The sequence below is a fragment of the Halomonas qinghailakensis genome, from assembly GCF_025820815.1.
In the GTDB taxonomy this organism is placed as follows: domain Bacteria; phylum Pseudomonadota; class Gammaproteobacteria; order Pseudomonadales; family Halomonadaceae; genus Vreelandella; species Vreelandella qaidamensis.
On the sequence record NZ_CP096973.1, the window covers coordinates 1639206 to 1655281 of the forward strand.

General features: G+C 48.5%; 18 protein-coding genes. 11 read left to right on the top strand and 7 right to left on the bottom strand.

Annotation, left to right across the window (positions count from 1 at the left end):
* Window positions 1–20 precede the first annotated feature (20 nt).
* Complete coding sequence (gene hemW / locus M0220_RS07720) at window positions 21–1190, bottom strand: radical SAM family heme chaperone HemW (protein ID WP_264019063.1); 1170 nt, start codon at window positions 1188–1190, stop codon at window positions 21–23.
* Complete coding sequence (gene rdgB, locus M0220_RS07725; protein ID WP_030071642.1) at window positions 1183–1791, bottom strand: RdgB/HAM1 family non-canonical purine NTP pyrophosphatase; 609 nt, start codon at window positions 1789–1791, stop codon at window positions 1183–1185. The genes hemW and rdgB overlap by 8 nt, the downstream gene beginning before the upstream one ends.
* A 282-nt stretch (window positions 1792–2073) precedes the next feature.
* On the opposite strand from rdgB, the gene M0220_RS07730 reads away from it, so the two are divergent.
* The 6 genes from M0220_RS07730 to M0220_RS07755 all read left to right on the top strand — a co-directional run bounded on the left by M0220_RS07730 (window position 2074) and on the right by M0220_RS07755 (window position 6656).
* The gene (locus tag M0220_RS07730; protein WP_264019064.1) at window positions 2074–2766 is read left to right on the top strand and encodes a response regulator transcription factor; all 693 of its coding nucleotides are present in this window, start codon (window positions 2074–2076) and stop codon (window positions 2764–2766) included.
* A gap of 22 nt (window positions 2767–2788) precedes the next feature.
* The gene (locus tag M0220_RS07735) at window positions 2789–3304 is read left to right on the top strand and encodes a CsgE family curli-type amyloid fiber assembly protein (RefSeq protein ID WP_030071641.1); all 516 of its coding nucleotides are present in this window, start codon (window positions 2789–2791) and stop codon (window positions 3302–3304) included.
* Window positions 3304–3720, top strand: coding sequence for a curli assembly protein CsgF (locus M0220_RS07740; RefSeq protein ID WP_030071638.1), 417 nt, complete (start codon window positions 3304–3306; stop codon window positions 3718–3720). The genes M0220_RS07735 and M0220_RS07740 overlap by 1 nt, the downstream gene beginning before the upstream one ends.
* Window positions 3721–3791: 71 nt before the next feature.
* Window positions 3792–4622 carry a CsgG/HfaB family protein gene (locus tag M0220_RS07745; RefSeq protein ID WP_264019065.1) on the top strand — a complete coding sequence of 277 codons (831 nt, stop codon included), beginning with the start codon at window positions 3792–3794 and terminating at the stop codon, window positions 4620–4622.
* 280 nt (window positions 4623–4902) lie between these two features.
* On the top strand, window positions 4903–5418 hold the full coding sequence (locus M0220_RS07750; RefSeq protein WP_264019066.1) for a hypothetical protein: 516 nt from the start codon (window positions 4903–4905) through the stop codon (window positions 5416–5418).
* The gene (locus tag M0220_RS07755; RefSeq protein ID WP_264019067.1) at window positions 5415–6656 is read left to right on the top strand and encodes a hypothetical protein; all 1242 of its coding nucleotides are present in this window, start codon (window positions 5415–5417) and stop codon (window positions 6654–6656) included. The genes M0220_RS07750 and M0220_RS07755 overlap by 4 nt, the downstream gene beginning before the upstream one ends.
* Before the next feature lie 66 nt (window positions 6657–6722).
* Here M0220_RS07755 and M0220_RS07760 read toward each other — a convergent pair whose 3' ends face one another.
* From M0220_RS07760 to M0220_RS07780, 5 genes are all read right to left on the bottom strand, one after another.
* Window positions 6723–7100 carry a hypothetical protein gene (locus M0220_RS07760; RefSeq protein WP_264019068.1) on the bottom strand — a complete coding sequence of 126 codons (378 nt, stop codon included), beginning with the start codon at window positions 7098–7100 and terminating at the stop codon, window positions 6723–6725.
* Between the two features lie 88 nt (window positions 7101–7188).
* Window positions 7189–8469, bottom strand: coding sequence for a glutamate-1-semialdehyde 2,1-aminomutase (gene hemL, locus M0220_RS07765; protein ID WP_264019069.1), 1281 nt, complete (start codon window positions 8467–8469; stop codon window positions 7189–7191).
* Window positions 8470–8505: 36 nt separating this feature from the next.
* Window positions 8506–9315 (bottom strand): bifunctional hydroxymethylpyrimidine kinase/phosphomethylpyrimidine kinase, encoded by an 810-nt coding sequence (thiD, locus tag M0220_RS07770; protein WP_030071626.1) that lies wholly within the window; start codon window positions 9313–9315, stop codon window positions 8506–8508.
* Complete coding sequence (gene hemJ, locus M0220_RS07775; RefSeq protein ID WP_030071624.1) at window positions 9315–9746, bottom strand: protoporphyrinogen oxidase HemJ; 432 nt, start codon at window positions 9744–9746, stop codon at window positions 9315–9317. Before hemJ ends, thiD begins: the two co-directional genes overlap by 1 nt.
* A 22-nt stretch (window positions 9747–9768) precedes the next feature.
* A complete protein-coding gene (locus M0220_RS07780) occupies window positions 9769–11574 on the bottom strand; it encodes a chloride channel protein (RefSeq protein ID WP_030071622.1) in 1806 nt (601 codons plus the stop codon).
* A gap of 214 nt (window positions 11575–11788) precedes the next feature.
* Between M0220_RS07780 and argC the strand changes: the two genes are divergently transcribed.
* The 5 genes from argC to M0220_RS07805 all read left to right on the top strand — a co-directional run bounded on the left by argC (window position 11789) and on the right by M0220_RS07805 (window position 15820).
* Window positions 11789–12823: an N-acetyl-gamma-glutamyl-phosphate reductase gene (gene argC / locus M0220_RS07785; RefSeq protein WP_264019070.1), complete on the top strand. Its 1035-nt coding sequence runs from the start codon at window positions 11789–11791 to the stop codon at window positions 12821–12823.
* Between the two features lie 179 nt (window positions 12824–13002).
* Window positions 13003–13356, top strand: coding sequence for an iron-sulfur cluster insertion protein ErpA (erpA, locus tag M0220_RS07790; RefSeq protein WP_030071618.1), 354 nt, complete (start codon window positions 13003–13005; stop codon window positions 13354–13356).
* Window positions 13357–13505: 149 nt separating this feature from the next.
* Window positions 13506–14276, top strand: coding sequence for a transporter substrate-binding domain-containing protein (locus M0220_RS07795; protein ID WP_264019071.1), 771 nt, complete (start codon window positions 13506–13508; stop codon window positions 14274–14276).
* A gap of 103 nt (window positions 14277–14379) precedes the next feature.
* Complete coding sequence (locus M0220_RS07800) at window positions 14380–15051, top strand: amino acid ABC transporter permease (protein ID WP_264019072.1); 672 nt, start codon at window positions 14380–14382, stop codon at window positions 15049–15051.
* Window positions 15052–15061: 10 nt separating this feature from the next.
* A complete protein-coding gene (locus M0220_RS07805; protein ID WP_318784692.1) occupies window positions 15062–15820 on the top strand; it encodes an amino acid ABC transporter ATP-binding protein in 759 nt (252 codons plus the stop codon).
* The last annotated feature ends 256 nt before the right edge of the window (window positions 15821–16076 follow it).

Here is a 16076-nt window from a genome sequence, read left to right on the forward strand (position 1 = left end):
ATTACTTTATATATCGCTGATCACTCATCGCTTATTAATGTCAGCAATTCATTCAAGAATAATAGACCTTGAGGCGATGCACGCAGCTTTTCGGGCATTTCCATTAAAAGTCCTTTTTCATAGGCGCTGTGTAACCGTGCAAGTAACACGGCTGGGGGCTGCCCTGTGTAAGCCGTCCAGACATCCATGGAGACGCCATCGATTAAACGTAACGCATTCATCGAAAATTCAAGGGGCAGCTCTTGTGTTGCTATCGGCTGCTTGCCGGCCACAAAGCCACGCAGATCATTTGAACGGCGTAAATAAGCCTCTGGCTGACGTGTTTTCCAGCGCCTTTCAATATGCCGCTGCCCCTGACTGTCAACCGTCGTCAGCTTTCCATGAGCCCCCGCCCCAATACCCAAGTAATCGCCAAACTGCCAATAATTAATATTGTGCCGACTTTGTTGCTCTACTCGCGCGTAGGCGGAAATTTCATAGCGTCGTAAGCCAGCTTGCTCAAGGCGTTGATGCCCAGCTTCTTGAATGTCCCAGAGTGCCTCTTCTTCTGGTAACACAGGCGGCTGAGAGAAAAATGCCGTATTAGGTTCAAGCGTTAACTGATACCAGGAAAGGTGCTCTGGTCCCAGATCCAATGCTTGATTAATATCCTCCATCGCTTGAGCCGGGGTTTGCTTGGGTAACCCATGCATCAAATCAATATTGAGATTATCAAACCCAGCTTCACGGGCCTGGCGAACAGCATTCACAGCTTCTTGGCCACTATGAATACGCCCCAACGCGCTAAGCTGTTCAGGGCGAAAACTCTGAACTCCTAAAGACAGACGATTAATGCCAGCTTCTCGATAACCAATAAACCGCTGCTGCTCGGTCGTGCCAGGATTGGCTTCTAGGGTAATTTCTATAGTAGAAGAGAAAGGCAGCCGAAGGCGTATCTCTTTGAATAATTGATCATAAAAAGCTGGTGATAAGAGACTTGGTGTACCCCCACCAATAAATATGGTTTGAATCTCTCTTTCATCCGCTAACGATAAATCACCATCTAGATCATTGAGCAGGGCGGTGAGATAAGCGGCTTCAGGCAGCTCCTCAGTGCTTGGCTCATGGGAGTTAAAATCACAGTAAGGGCACTTACGCACACACCATGGCGTATGTATGTAAAGAGATAAGGGTGGCAATAGCTCAGCCATGTGCCACCTTCAACAGTTCTACCAAACCTTGTAATGCCCGTCCGCGATGACTAAGCCGGTTTTTAGTTTCACTGGGCAACTCGGCAACACTCATTCCTTGATCCGGTAGCCAAAAAAGGGGGTCATAACCAAAACCACCGTTACCGCGAGGATGTGCCAGAATTTCACCTTCCCAACTGCGTTGCACAATAACAGGCACAGGATCTTCTGGGTGGCGTAAATAGACTAATACACACCAATAACGCCCGCTACGTTGACCTTCAGCATAGGGGCTAAGCGACGTTAATAACTTTTCATTATTTCGCTCATCACTTTTAGGTTCTCCAGCATAGCGTGCTGAGTAGATACCTGGTGCACCATTGAGTGCGTCTACTTCAAGGCCAGAGTCATCTGCTAATGCAGGCAATCCACTCACATTACTTGCTTCACGAGCTTTCAGTAATGCGTTTTCTACAAATGTAAGCCCTGTTTCATCAACCTCTTGCACACCAAATTCAGATTGTGGGCGGACATCTAACCCCAAGGGAGTAAGCAACTGATTGAATTCATTTAACTTCCCAACATTATTGCTGGCTAAAACCAGCGTCTTAATAGATGACATCCGTATGTCTCCAAATAAAAAAGCATCAGTTTACGCAGGAAAAGTGGAGGGTATAAACTCCAGAAAATGTTACAAAACGTAATCTAGCGAATTAATCTTAAAATACTAATTTAGTAAATAAAATTCTTATTAATCAGCTGATTAAATGTTTATATAAAAAAGAAATAACGATATACAAATTTATTTTACTAGTTTCATAGTAACATAACTTTACGAAATGTATCTCATAGGCAACAATCAAAGGCAGACTTATTCACGCTTTCTTTCCATGAGGACTAACCAATGCCGCAGGAAAAAACCACAGGTCTGGTGTATATCATTACTGAAAATAGTCCGCAATTGCAGCTATTTGTAGACTATTTACAAACGCAGACGGGCTGCAAAATTAATACCTACACACCTGATGCCGTACTTCCACCAACAATCGCTGGCAAGTTACTTATTCTTATAGACAGCGACCACATTGATGCCGATACATTACCAAACTGGCAGGAAAAGCTTCCTGACGCACTGGCAAAAGCACCGCTAGCGGCCTTCAATATTCGCGATATGGATCACGCGTTAGAGTCACTTTCTTGCGCTCAACTAAAAGGGATTTTTTACCGTAACGAAAGCTTAGAGGTATTTTGCAAAGGCATTCACGCCTTATTAGATAATGAGCTGTGGATGTCTCGTGAACTGATGGCAAGGTTAATACTTTTCTACCGTAAGTACCAAAGTAATGCTTTCAGACCTGCCTGTGGCTTAACGAACCGAGAAATGGAAATTATCTCTTTATTAAGCGCCGGCTCATCTAATCAACAAATTGCCGAAAAACTGTTTTTAAGCGAACACACCGTCAAATCTCATCTATATAACATTTTCCGTAAAATTAATGTACACAACCGCATTCAAGCACTTAATTGGATTCATCAAAACCTTGGCCCCATTCTACCTAACATAGAAACCGCACGTAGTTTACAACGCCATCGGTAGCTTTCAAAAGGACCCTATCGCCATGTATCTACTTTATCAATTACCTCGCTCTGTATTACTTACGTTTGTCGTCTATTTCGCGCTGCTAACAAGCGTCTTAGCTAACGAGCCTAGTTCTTTACCCGCCAGCGAACAAGAAGAAGTAGATGCAATTAATCAGCTATCAAGCCCCGATGGCCCAGAAATCCAATCCCGACAAAGCGGCAGTAGTGAACTCACTGGCGTCATGGTGGACCGTACGGTAACCATGGCTGGCAAGACCTTCTATCGTGCTTTCAGCCAACGAGCCATGGATAGCCTACTAATAGGCAACGCCACCATTACCATTCAGGAGCGCCCCGATGCACGTTGGGGTAGTCAGGTTGCCATTATGGAAGGCAACCGCATGTACTTTAGGACACAGCTCTCTCCCAGGATTAGCGAAGCTGACCGCATAGCCGGAGAAGCTGTACAAGTTGTGGAAGAGGCACTTCTCCAGCAGCAGCTGGCATCTGCCCTTATATCAGATAAAGACCTGGGAAAAGAGGAGTTATTCTAATGAACATTCGCGTAAAAATTCGCTGCGCTACGTTAATAGCAGTAATGGGCATAGGAACAAATGCATACTCGGGAGAATTAATTTACCAACCGATTAATCCCTCTTTCGGTGGTGATCCATTTGCCGGTAGTTATTTATTGGGCAAAGCTCAAGCACAAGATACTAATAAAGACCCAAATACGCGCAGCGTGCAATCACTATCTTCCACAGATCGACTGCTACAAAGTTTAGAAAGCCGCTTGATATCACAGCTTATCTCTGATGTTAGCCGCGGTGAAGTTAGCGAAGGTAGTTTCGATAGTGATGAGTTTGGCGTTGTGGTGAGCGATAACAGTGGCCAACTAGTGGTTAGAGTAGTTGATAAGGTAACGGGTGATGTCACTGAAATAAGCGTTGGTGGTTTATTTAATCCTTAACAAAAAAGCAGAATAAATAGCCAACAACTGAGAATAAAGCTTAACGCTAACTGCTTCATCAGGGGATCACTATGAAAATCATTGCCTCACTTATCATTGTCAGCTTGCTGAGCGGCTGCGCAGGGGTGGTAGCCACATCAGAAAATTTAGAAGGTGCTGAAGCAACCTTAACACCACGAGGCTCAACCTATCAGGATCTTGTTGCGCTACCGCCGCCAGCGGGTAAGATTTTTGTTTCCGTATATGACTTCCGCGACCAAACAGGTCAATACCGGCCAGCCCCTGCAAGTACCTTCTCTACAGCGGTGACCCAAGGGGCAGCGGCAATGCTTACCGGCGCCCTCTCAGACTCTGGCTGGTTTATTCCCCTAGAGCGGATTGGGTTACAGAACTTATTAACCGAACGTCGTATTATTCGCGCAGAATTCGAGCGGTTTGGTCAGCCTGATACGTTACCATCGTTAAGGGCAGCCTCGGTAATGCTTGAAGGGGGCATTATTGCCTACGAATCCAACATACGAACCGGAGGCGCCGGTGCGGAATATTTCGGCATAGGTGCATCAGGCCAGTACCAAGTGGATCAGGTGACGGTTAATTTACGTGCCGTCGAAATATCAACCGGCGAAATATTGGCCAACGTCACGACCACCAAAACGATCTACTCCAAAGAGCTAAGAGCTGGGGTTTATCGCTTTATCGACTTTAGCCGATTATTAGAAGCCGAGGCAGGTATCACTACCAATGAGCCTGTGCAGCTAGCGGTTATGTCGGCGATTGAGTCTGCGGTCATCCATCTTATTGCTAGAGGTATAGAAAACCGGCTATGGAATCTAGCGCCAGGGGCCAGCCTACAAGAATCTATCTTAGACGAATACCTTAACGCCCCCATACCCATGCTGTAGGCATGGCATAATTAAATCAAGGGAACACCACATAAAATATAAACGTTTTAATGGCCACTCATAGAGTGGCCATTTTTTTAATTTTCGTCGTTTACCCATGTAATTTTATCGTAATGATTTATCTAATCAATGGGGTGTGAATTTATTAGCTAGTAATTTAATAGAAAAACCAAAAATTTAGTCGCAGCAACAATAAAACTTCTTATGGCGACTTTCTTCAAATAGTCCAAACTAAATATACGAAACATAAAGATACAAAAAGTTTCAAAAGGGGTAAGAAATGAAACCTTCAAGCCTGACTAAGAGCAATGCAAATCATAAAAGCTGCATAGCTTTGCTTTTAACGATTGGCTTGCTGGCAATGAATATGATTGCTCAAGCAGATAACTCAAGAGTTGCTCAGTATGTAAGTGAGATAGACACCTCATTTTTACAAGGCAATATTAGTGTGATTGAGCAACAGGGTAACAGTAATAAAGCCAGTGTTACTCAATCACGTTCAGCTAGTTATCAATTCGCTAATTTTTCTCATATTCATCAGCGTGGTAATAACAATCATGCTGAGATAGTACAAAGTAATGGCAATAATATCGGCGTTATATGGCAAGTCGGTAATAATCATTCTGCCAATATTAGTCAGCAAGGCAATACATTTTCACTAAGAGCAGATATATATCAAACAGGTTTTAGCGGCGATATTACGATTTCACAATCGGGCAGTGGCTTACGCGGCATTAGTGTCCAGCAACAAAATAATTCGGGCAGTGCACGTCCAGTCACTATCGATACCTATTGAGCCGCCATCTGCAGCTCAATAGACAACCAAAAAGCAAAATGATCGAAAAAAGGGGAAACAAAATGAAGACTCAAATGACTGCTCTAGCCGCTGCTGTAACCATCACAATGAGCGGTATGGCTTTTGCACAGCAACTACCTCTTGATAACAGTGTTTCTTGGGGGGTTGATAACCCTAATACCAGCAGAGACAATGATGCTTGGGATAATGTTCAACCTGCGGTGCCCAGTGGCAGCAATATTCTTAATGCTTTAAACCTTCTTGGTCCAACCTCTGATACTAGCCAAAATGTATCTGATATTGATCAGACAGGATCAGGTAGCAATGCTAACGAAGCAAGTGTTCAGCAAGGCGGTGGGGTTGGTAACCAGTCAGACGTTATTCAAGTAAAAGCTTCCGGTTCAGGCGGCCCTAATGAAGCATATGTTGATCAATTCGGTACAAATAACGTTTCATATGTTTCCCAAGATTTAGATTCTGGCCTTGCAGAAGTATTGCAAAACGGTACAAATAACCAAGGCAGAGTTGAACAAGGTGGAAACCAAAATAATAGTGCCTTTATTGACCAAACTGGTATCAACAATCGCTCAGTAATTCAGCACGGCTCTTCAGATAACGTTGCATCATCCGTTCAAGCAGGCTTTTCACAAGATAGTGTTATTCGCCAAACCGGGGATGCTAACAACGCCTCTGCTACACAGTTAGGTGGAAATGGTGAAAGTGCTATCGCGCAAAACAGAGGGCTAAACCAAGCAACATATCTTGATCTAGGTTTCAATAACACATCCTATATGCGCCAACGTCGTATTGGCCCAGATGGCAATACTGCTGACGTATTTCAAGGAGGTTTCGATAACTTCTCTGAATTAGGTCAAGATGGCAGTGGCAATGATGCAGTTGTAACACAAGTTGGTGCTTTCAGTGATTCAGACATCCAGCAAGAGGGTAATGACAACTCTGCTACGTTATTACAGGTTAGTGGAGGTTCAAACTCTTATATAAGCCAATTTGGCGATGATAACATCGCAAATGTCACTCAGACAGGACTGTTTGGTTCAAATGAATCGTATATTCTTCAGTCAAACAATGACCATGAAGCAACTGTTACACAAGCACGTGGTTTTGGTCTTTTTGGAGGTGCTAACATCTCGACAGTAACCCAAGTAGGCACAGTAGGAAGTTCTGCAAGTGTGACCCAAAGCGGTACTGGTAACTGGGCCTCTACCATCCAGTACTAAACCTTGGTTAGCCAATGCTCTCAAACCGCCCTGGAAGGGGCGGTTTTTTATGTTTCTATGTAAATATTAACGCACCACAACTGTTAGCGTACCGCCTTTGCCTTGGGTCGAAGAGCGTGAGCGGTTACTGCCTTTCACGATATCTACTTCTAAACGCTCGTCATCGCTAAGTAGCTTTACCGTACCTTCTAGCGTGGTGCCTTCGAAAGTGAACTCAGCGGGTACTGTGCCTCGGGTTTCAGGGTGCTCGATGGTTTCATCGTTGTGGGTGATACGCCACTGGGCTGAAAATTCTGCGCCGGGTGTGCCGCCCATGGTGATGTGGATCTGGGTCATATCCTGCTCCTGTGCGGCCATTCCTGTTAATGGTAGGCCAAAGGTGAGAATGGCGGTTAACAATACGCCGTTAACACGTGAAGAGTGCCAAGCCGACTGCCGTTTCATGGGTTGTTTACCTCACTAACCACAAGAGCCGCTCAATTAGAGCGGCTCTTGAAGTGTAGCAGGCAGTAGGCGTGCTTGTTACCTAGCGTTACATAACAGCAAAGGCTTTTTCGGCTGCGTCTAAGGTGAGCTGAATATCTTCTGGGGTGTGAGCACTCGACATAAAGCCCGCTTCATAGGCAGAAGGTGCAAGATAAACACCGTGGTCTAACATGGCACCAAAGAAGCGACGGAAAGCATCAGGATTACAGGCGGTCGCCTGAGCAAAGTTATCCACACGGGATTGCGAGGTGAAGAAAATTCCAAACATTCCGCCGGCGGACTGGGTCATCATCGGTACGCGCGCTGCATTAGCTCGCTCTTGCAAGCCAGTACACAAGGTTTGCACCCGTTGGGTCAGGGCATCGTGGAAGCCCGGTACCTGCAGTTTGGTTAGCAGGGCAACGCCAGCCGCCATGGCCAAGGGGTTACCAGACAGCGTACCTGCTTGGTAAACCGGCCCCAACGGCGAGATATTCTGCATAATCTCTCGTTTACCGCCGAACGCCCCAACCGGCATGCCGCCACCGACAATTTTACCTAAGCAGGTAAGGTCGGGCGTAACGCCGTAATGTGCCTGTGCTCCACCTAACGCAACACGGAAGCCGGTCATCACCTCATCAAAAATTAAAATGCTGCCAGATTCATTGCACACCCGGCGCAATATTTCTAAGAAACCAGGCTGGGGTGGAATACAGTTCATATTACCCGCGACCGGCTCCACGATAATGCAGGCAATCTGCTCACCAATCTCAGCGAAGCAGGCTTCTACCCCGTCAGGGTCGTTATAGGAAAGCGTAATGGTGTGCTCAGCAAGTGAAGCAGGCACGCCTGGTGAGCTAGGCTCCCCATGGGTGAGCGCCCCCGAACCCGCTTTAACAAGCAGTGAGTCCGAATGGCCATGGTAGTTACCTTCAAACTTAACAATCTTGTCGCGCCCTGTTGTTCCACGCGCCAAGCGAATCGCCGACATTGTCGCTTCGGTGCCCGAGCTGGTCATGCGTACCATTTCCATGGAAGGAATCATGCTGCAGATCAGGTCGGCCATGGTGGTTTCAACCGCCGTCGGCGTACCAAAGGAGAGGCCGTTATCTAACCGTGCACGCACGGCGGCCAATACATCTTGATCAGCGTGGCCGGTGATCATCGGCCCCCAGGAGCCGATATAGTCAACGTAGCGGTTGCCTTCCACATCGAACAAATAGGCACCCTGGGCACGCTCCATGAAAACTGGCGGACGATGGAGGCCTTTAAAAGCACGCACCGGGGAATTAACGCCACCCGGAATATGACGACTGGCGAGGTCAAACAGTTCTGCAGATGTGGTCATGGCATCCTCAATAGTAATGGCTTACTGCCCATGAGATCAAAAGCGTACGGGGCGTGGCAAGCGTTTCGGTAAACACTGGCCGCTAGGCGGCTGATAACCGTGAGACAAACTCTCCCAAGTAAAGTGCTGGGCTTGCTCACAAGCGGTTGGTAAGCGCTCACCAACAGCCAAGCGGGCTGCAAGCGCTGAGGCTAAGGTACAGCCAGACCCGTGAAAAACATCGGGCAAACGTGGCCACTGCCATTGGCGCGTAGTGTCAGGGGAGTGCAGCGTATGCACCACCTGTTGCGTATTACCTGGCAGCGGGTCGTCGGTGGCCGTGACTAATACACCTTGGCAACCCTGCGCCAGCAGCTCAACGGCTCGGGCCGTATCATCAAAAGGATCGGTTATATCAGGCGTCAGCGCCGCAAGTTCAAACCGGTTGGGCGTTACTATATCCACAAGTGGTAACAAACGATCACGATAAAGCTGCTGTAAGGCGGGTGTGGATAACATAGTACCGCCCCCCGCTTTTAATACCGGATCTGCAACCACCGGAATACCAGGAAAACGGCGGATAATTTGTTCCGCTGCACGCAGCGTCGCTTCATCTGCCAACAGCCCCAGCTTAATAGCCGCAATGTGCATATCGCTTAATGCTTCCGCCATTTGCCTCATGGCTGCTGGATCTGCAGGCAAAATGCGTATTACGTTATGACAATTTTGAACGGTTAGTGCAGTTGGAATTGTCACCGCCCAACCACCGCAGGCGGCGATTGCTTCACTATCGGCGACCAGTCCAGCACCGCCGGTGGGGTCGTGACCGGCTAACACTAAAACAACGGGAGGAAGAGGTTGGCGCATCAAAAGGGCTTCACCACCGCCAGGATAATAATCGCGATTAACGCAATCACGGGTGCTTCGTTAAACCAGCGGAAAAACACATGGCTTTTGGTGCAGCGGGCGTGATCAAACTGCTTCAAATATATTAAGCATACGTGGTGATAAGCAATCAAAAGAGCAACAAGCAGCAGCTTAGCGTGCATCCAGCCTTGGCTAAACCAAGCCGGTACAAGATAAAGCATCCAACCGCCAAAGATCAGCACAACGATCATCGACGGCGTCATAATCCCACGGTACAGCTTACGTTCCATGGTTTTAAAGTAAGTGATCGCTTGTTCATCACCTTTGTCTCGCGCCATAGCGTGATAAACATACAGCCGTGGTAAATAAAACAGCGCAGCAAACCAAGTAACAACCGCCATTAGATGAATGGCTTTTACCCATAAATACATGGTCTCTCCTTAGGCATTTGGCTTATTGCTGAGCATCAGCATCACGGGGATCAGCACCGCGTGGGTCAGCGTAGTGATAATAACGCTCGATAGCGTCTCGAGTAATGATACCTGAAATTCGCTGCTGCTTTGGCCGATAACCGTGCACCACATAAAGCGCGCCTAACGCATTGTTCTGAAGCTTTAGAAACGCTTCAGATAGCGTTGCCTGTAGCCCGATAGGTGCCATCTCAAGTCGCTGCCCAGGAATTTCTAGTAAATCGATGAGTTCATCGTCTGAAGGGGCTTCGTCCTGCAGCGCTTCATCATGCTCTAGCAGCCAACGCGCAAGCTCAGCGGCTTTTAGCGCCAGCACCGGTTTTTCTGCATTAGAACGCTCAATCACTAGCCACACAGGATTGGTTTCCAACAGACGCCGAGCCTGATCGGGCGTTATCATTCGCTCGGTACGAACTAGATGGCGCTCCATGACCGCTGGCACCGATACCCGCGAAAGTGCCTGCATTAAAGGCTGTTGTAATGGGTGCAGCCCATAACGCACCGAGCTGATAAAAAAGCCTTCACAACCGGTAAGTTGCCTTGATGTTAAACAGGCCACCACAACGGCTAGCATACCTGGCAGCATAATATGAGGTGAGTGAGTTAGTTCAAGCAATGCCATTAATGCAGCAAGGGGCGCTTGCAATACAGCGCCCATCATTGCTGCCATACCTAGCATGGCATAAATGCTCGGGTCTGCCGCTTTATCTGGCCATACCCAGCCGCCTAGCATTCCCCCTAACGTACCAGTGGCAGCACCGATCACTAACACAGGCCCAATAATGCCGATCGGCACACCACCTGCTACGGTAAGAGCGGTAATCAGTAATTTAGCAATTACCAGTGCGAGCAACACACTGATCGTCAGCTGGTTATTCAACATGGCCGCTACACTGTCGTAACCGATACCTTGTACGTCAGGAAACCACCACGCTACAGCGCCTGTCGATACGCCTACGACCGCTAACCTTAGCCACAGGGGCCATTGCTGCAAGTACTGATTGCGGGAGATATGAATAAACAAACCTGCTAATAGGCCAATCGCTAAACCAATTACCACCACCCAAGGCACATTCATCAAAGAGCCTAGAGCAACCTCAGGAATGCGAAACGCTGGTTCGTTGCCATAGACCAATTGAGCCACTAATGCCCCCATGGTAGAGGCGAGAATGACCGGCATAAAGCTCATCAGGGTGTACTCCATCATCACTACTTCCATAGCGAAGATAACCCCTGCAATGGGTGTGTTAAACGACGCTGATATACCCGCTGCTGTACCGCAAGCGACCAACACCCGCAAACTGTTATTGGGTAAACGAAGCTTAAGCCCCAATCCACTGGATGCAGCCGCGCCCAAATGAATAGCAGGCCCTTCACGACCGGCAGAAAGACCACCCAGCACAGAAACAACACCCACCCACCATTGGTTTAACCAGTTGCGCAAAGGAAAGCGCCCCTGGTGATAAGTGAGGCGTTCGATCACATGGCCAACCCCTAATTTTCGTGCCGCGGCTTTTTGGCGATAGAGGAACGTGCCAATGATAGTCACCGCGATGACCGGCAGCAGTGCGCGTATCCAAGGTGAAAGCCCTTCGAACGCTTCGGGATTGCCTTCCGGCATGTAAAGCGCAGCACCCGCTTCTAGCAGCAAACGAAAAGCTACCATCACCGCGCCCGTGATCACCCCAGACACTAACCCCAGCACACAAAGCTGGGGCAACGCATCCACATTGGCCAGCTGGCGGCGAAAACTCTCCAACGTAAAATCTGATCGCGAAAAACGTGCCACAACGTTCATCCTTGCACTGATTATTCGTTTTTTTGAGCGGTGTTTTGCTTTACCACTGAACGGATCACCCTAAACGAGCTTCTTCTGCGCAGTGCTCTTAAGCATCTGCTCTCTTGTGTATCATAGCCAGATACCGTTCGACAGCCTGTTGCCATCTCTTTAGGCTGTTAATTATTGTTATGTCTTAACACGCAACGCGCGCAAGGAGTCGTTTGTGATCAAGGTTGGCATTGTGGGTGGAACCGGCTATACCGGCGTTGAGCTGTTACGGTTACTCGCCCAGCATCCCCAAGTAAGTGTTGAAGCGATTACCTCTCGCTCAGAAGCAGGCGTAAAGGTATGTGATATGTACCCTAACTTGCGCGGCCACTATGATGCACTCACGTTTAGTGAGCCAGACGCCAAGGCATTGGGTGCAATGGACGCCGTGTTCTTTGCGACCCCCCATGGTGTGGCCCACGCACTAGCAGGCGAACTGCTCGACAATGGTACTCGCGTAATCGACTTATCTGCTGATTTTAGGCTGCGCGACGCCGACGAGTGGAGCCGTTGGTACGACCAACCCCACGGCGCGCCGGAACTGCTGAAAGAAGCCGTGTATGGCCTGCCAGAAATGCACCGGGAACAGATCAAAAATGCCCGTTTAATTGCTGTGCCTGGCTGCTACCCAACAGCGGTTCAACTGGGCTATCTACCGCTTTTAGAAGCTGGTTTGATCGACCCAGGCCAGTTAATTGCTGACTGTAAATCAGGCGTTACCGGCGCAGGCCGTGGTGCCAAGGTGGCCTCGCTGCTAGCCGAAGCCAGCGAATCGATGAAAGCTTACGGCGCGTCAGGCCATCGCCACTTGCCTGAAATTCGCCAAGGATTAGGTGATATGCAGCCTAACGCTGTCGGTCTAACCTTTGTACCCCACTTAACGCCAATGATTCGTGGTATTCATGCCACGCTGTATAGCACGCTGACGAAAGAGCCCGGCGATTTACAGGCGCTTTTTGAACAGCGCTATGCTAACGAGCCGTTTGTTGACGTCATGCCTGCAGGCAGCCACCCGGAAACCCGTAGTGTCAAAGGCAACAATACCTGCCGTATCGCTGTTCACCGTCCTGACAATGGCAATACCGTGGTCGTACTTTCAGTAATTGATAACCTAGTTAAGGGAGCATCTGGGCAAGCGATTCAAAACTTGAATCTCATGTTTGGCTTTGAAGAAAATATGGGCCTCAACGCCCCAGCGTTGATGCCTTGAGCCACACAAAACACTAGCATGTAGAAGACAGTTCAAAGAGGAGGGCATTTGCCAGAGCCTCCTCGGTGAGCTGTCCTTTACTTGATACTCCAACACAATAGTTGACCATTTTGCTGGGAATTACCCATAATCACACTCCAATGCCGATTTTTCGTTCTTAAAGCTCGCGGGAGGTACCCATGAGCGGTGCAGAAGCTTTTGTTCCAACGCCTTTACTACTGTCTGATAGTGCCCGGAAACGGATCCAAGCACTAATAGCAGAAGAGGCAAACCCTGCGCTGAAATTACGCGTTTATGTCACCGGTGGTGGCTGCTCAGGATTCCAGTATGGGTTTGATTTTGCTGAAAACGTGGCCGAAGACGACACGTTAATTGAATTTGGTGAGGCGATTCTTGTGGTCGATCCTCTCTCCTACCAATATTTGGTGGGTTCTACCATCGACTATGAAGAAGGGTTAGCAGGTGCCCGTTTTCGTGTCCAAAACCCTAACGCCACAACCACCTGCGGCTGCGGGGCTTCCTTTATGGTCTAACCAACGTTGGTAACAACCCCCACCCCGTGACTTGACGCCTTGGTGGTTTCTCGCCAAGGTTAAAAGGTCAATAACGGTTACAGATGCAATTTATAAGAAAAAATCTTCTTTAAATCGCGTTGCTAACCAAATAAAACACGGGGAAACGAATGAACTACCTACTGAAAAAATCTGTCATTGCTACCGCCCTTGCGCTTGGCTTAGGTACTACCACTGTCGCGTTTGCACAAACACCCTCTGTCAATGTGGCGACCGACCCAAGCTTTGTGCCGTTCGAAATGATGGATCCAGAAACCGGCGAAATGATTGGTTTCGATATGGATATCATCAACGCCGTCGCCGAGCGTGCTGGCTTTGACGTTAACCTTACCACCATGGAATTCTCTGGCATCATTCCTGCCGTCCAAACCGGCAGTCAAGAAATCGCTATTGCTGGCACCACCATTACGGAAGAGCGTGCGCAAGTGGTCGACTTCTCCGACCCCTACTATGACTCAGGTCTGCAAATTATCGTGCGTGCCGACAACGAAGATGTCTCTTCGATTGAGGACCTAGCGGGTCTCACCGTTGCCACCAAAATTGGCTCTACTAGCTACGACTTCCTTCAACAAGAACTTGGCGAAGATGCTGATATTACTCCCTATCCAGGCACCGCCGATATGTACATGGCGCTCTTAGGGCGTAACGTTGATGCGGTACTGTACGACGCCCCTAACGTTGCCTACTTCTCACAAACTCGTGGCGAAGGCCGCACCAAGGTGGTTGGCCCGCTATATGAAGGTCAGCAGTACGGTATCGTGTTCCATAAAGGTAGCGAGTGGGTAGAGCCAACCAACGAAGCGCTTGCTGCCATGCGTGAAGATGGTACCTACGATGAAATCTACACAAAATGGTTTGGTGAAGCCCCCAGCGCTGAATAACATCGCTGGTCGCTATTACTACCGCCAATGAGTAATTTCATTTCAGGGCCGGGTGGCTAACCTCCCGGCCCTGTGCCGTTGTTTATTTTTCTGGAGATAACGCGTGGACGTTAACTTTCAGTTTGATTGGTCGGCCGCGTTTGGGTCGATCCCTTACCTATTACCAGGTATTCCTTGGACACTGCTGATATCGTTTGGCGGCCTAGCCATTGGCTTCTTTATTGGCATTTTCTTTGGCTTATTGCGTATTAGCCCAGTACGTTGGCTGCGTTGGCCAGCTATTTTTTATGTCGAAGTTTTTCGCGGCACGCCTATTTTAGTGCAGGTTTTGTTTATTTTTTACGGTCTACCCCAGCTTCTGGGCAGTCCAATCAACGCCTTAGTCGCCGGCATTGCCGCTATCGCCATAAATTCAGGAGCCTATATCTCTGAAATTGTGCGAGGTGGCGTGCAGTCTATTGAACGTGGCCAGCGAGAAGCATCGCTCTCATTAGGCCTATCTCGAACCCAAGCTTTTCGCTATGTGATTTGGCCCCAAGCTCTGCGCCGCATGATTCCGCCACTAGGTAATCAGGGCATTATCAGTATCAAAGATACCTCGCTATTTTCCGTTATCGGGGTCGGTGAGTTAGTCCGCCAAGGACAAATTTATATTGCGACTACCTTTACCGCACTAGAGGTCTATTTCATGGTGGCATTGCTGTATCTTGCCATCACTTGGACCCTCTCTTTGATTCTGCGCCAAGTTGAGCGCAGAGGCCTCGCAGGACAATAAGGAACGTGCAATGACCTCTACCCAATCACCCATTGTGCGTATGCAGCAGCTCAATAAGCATTTTGGCAGCCTGCACGTACTCAATAATATTGACCTTGAAATTGTCCCTGGTGAAGTCGTCGTTATCATCGGTGCCAGCGGCTCTGGTAAATCAACGCTCATCCGCTGTATCAATGGTTTAGAGGAGTTTCAATCCGGTTCGCTTGATGTTGATGGCAACCAATTACTACCCAATGGTAAAAGCAGTAAAGCGCTGCAAACCATCCGTACTGAAGTCGGCATGGTGTTTCAGCAGTTCAATCTTTTTCCCCACTTGAGCGTGCGCGACAACGTTACCCTCGCGCCTATGAAAGTTCGGGGATGGAGCCGCCAAGATGCTGAAGAGAGCGCTGAACGACTGCTAGAACGTGTGGGCATTGCCGACCAAGCAGATAAATACCCAAGTCAGCTCTCTGGCGGGCAGCAGCAGCGTGTCGCGCTGGCGCGTGCATTGGCCATGGAACCCCGCCTTATGCTGTTTGACGAGCCTACCTCAGCACTTGACCCTGAAATGATTGGTGAAGTATTGGATGCCATGCGCGAGCTTGCCAAAGAAGGCATGACCATGGTGATTGTGACCCATGAAATGGGGTTTGCCCGTGAAGTAGCAGACCGCGTTATCTTTATCCATAAAGGTGAAATTGCTGAACAGGGATCACCTGAACAGCTGTTCGATGCTCCTCAACATGAGCGCACACAATCCTTCCTGGCTCGTGTGTTGAAGCATTAAATAGCAGAGTTAAACTGATTTTTTAGCCAATTTTTACTTCGTTAAATGGCCTGTCGCAACGACAGGCCATTTTTTTTGCCTGTGGATACTATTTTTTACATGCTGCGCCACATCACGCTGCATCACCTACCATGAGCGGTTATAGCCACTTTTCACGATACTGACTCCACTTGTTCACAGGTGCGGTAACAAACTCGGTATGAGTCGGTGGATAACCCGTTGTTTGCCATGCTTGTGCATAAGTCACGCTTTCATC

What these genes read in the sequence shown, in the direction of transcription:
- hemW (WP_264019063.1), bottom strand. Translation starts at nt 1,190, where the DNA reads ATGGCTGAGCTATTGCCACCCTTATCTCTTTACATACATACGCCATGG.
- rdgB (WP_030071642.1), bottom strand. Translation starts at nt 1,791, where the DNA reads ATGTCATCTATTAAGACGCTGGTTTTAGCCAGCAATAATGTTGGGAAG.
- M0220_RS07730 (WP_264019064.1), top strand. Translation starts at nt 2,074, where the DNA reads ATGCCGCAGGAAAAAACCACAGGTCTGGTGTATATCATTACTGAAAAT.
- M0220_RS07735 (WP_030071641.1), top strand. Translation starts at nt 2,789, where the DNA reads ATGTATCTACTTTATCAATTACCTCGCTCTGTATTACTTACGTTTGTC.
- M0220_RS07740 (WP_030071638.1), top strand. Translation starts at nt 3,304, where the DNA reads ATGAACATTCGCGTAAAAATTCGCTGCGCTACGTTAATAGCAGTAATG.
- M0220_RS07745 (WP_264019065.1), top strand. Translation starts at nt 3,792, where the DNA reads ATGAAAATCATTGCCTCACTTATCATTGTCAGCTTGCTGAGCGGCTGC.
- M0220_RS07750 (WP_264019066.1), top strand. Translation starts at nt 4,903, where the DNA reads ATGAAACCTTCAAGCCTGACTAAGAGCAATGCAAATCATAAAAGCTGC.
- M0220_RS07760 (WP_264019068.1), bottom strand. Translation starts at nt 7,100, where the DNA reads ATGAAACGGCAGTCGGCTTGGCACTCTTCACGTGTTAACGGCGTATTG.
- hemL (WP_264019069.1), bottom strand. Translation starts at nt 8,469, where the DNA reads ATGACCACATCTGCAGAACTGTTTGACCTCGCCAGTCGTCATATTCCG.
- thiD (WP_030071626.1), bottom strand. Translation starts at nt 9,315, where the DNA reads ATGCGCCAACCTCTTCCTCCCGTTGTTTTAGTGTTAGCCGGTCACGAC.
- hemJ (WP_030071624.1), bottom strand. Translation starts at nt 9,746, where the DNA reads ATGTATTTATGGGTAAAAGCCATTCATCTAATGGCGGTTGTTACTTGG.
- erpA (WP_030071618.1), top strand. Translation starts at nt 13,003, where the DNA reads ATGAGCGGTGCAGAAGCTTTTGTTCCAACGCCTTTACTACTGTCTGAT.
- M0220_RS07795 (WP_264019071.1), top strand. Translation starts at nt 13,506, where the DNA reads ATGAACTACCTACTGAAAAAATCTGTCATTGCTACCGCCCTTGCGCTT.
- M0220_RS07805 (WP_318784692.1), top strand. Translation starts at nt 15,062, where the DNA reads ATGACCTCTACCCAATCACCCATTGTGCGTATGCAGCAGCTCAATAAG.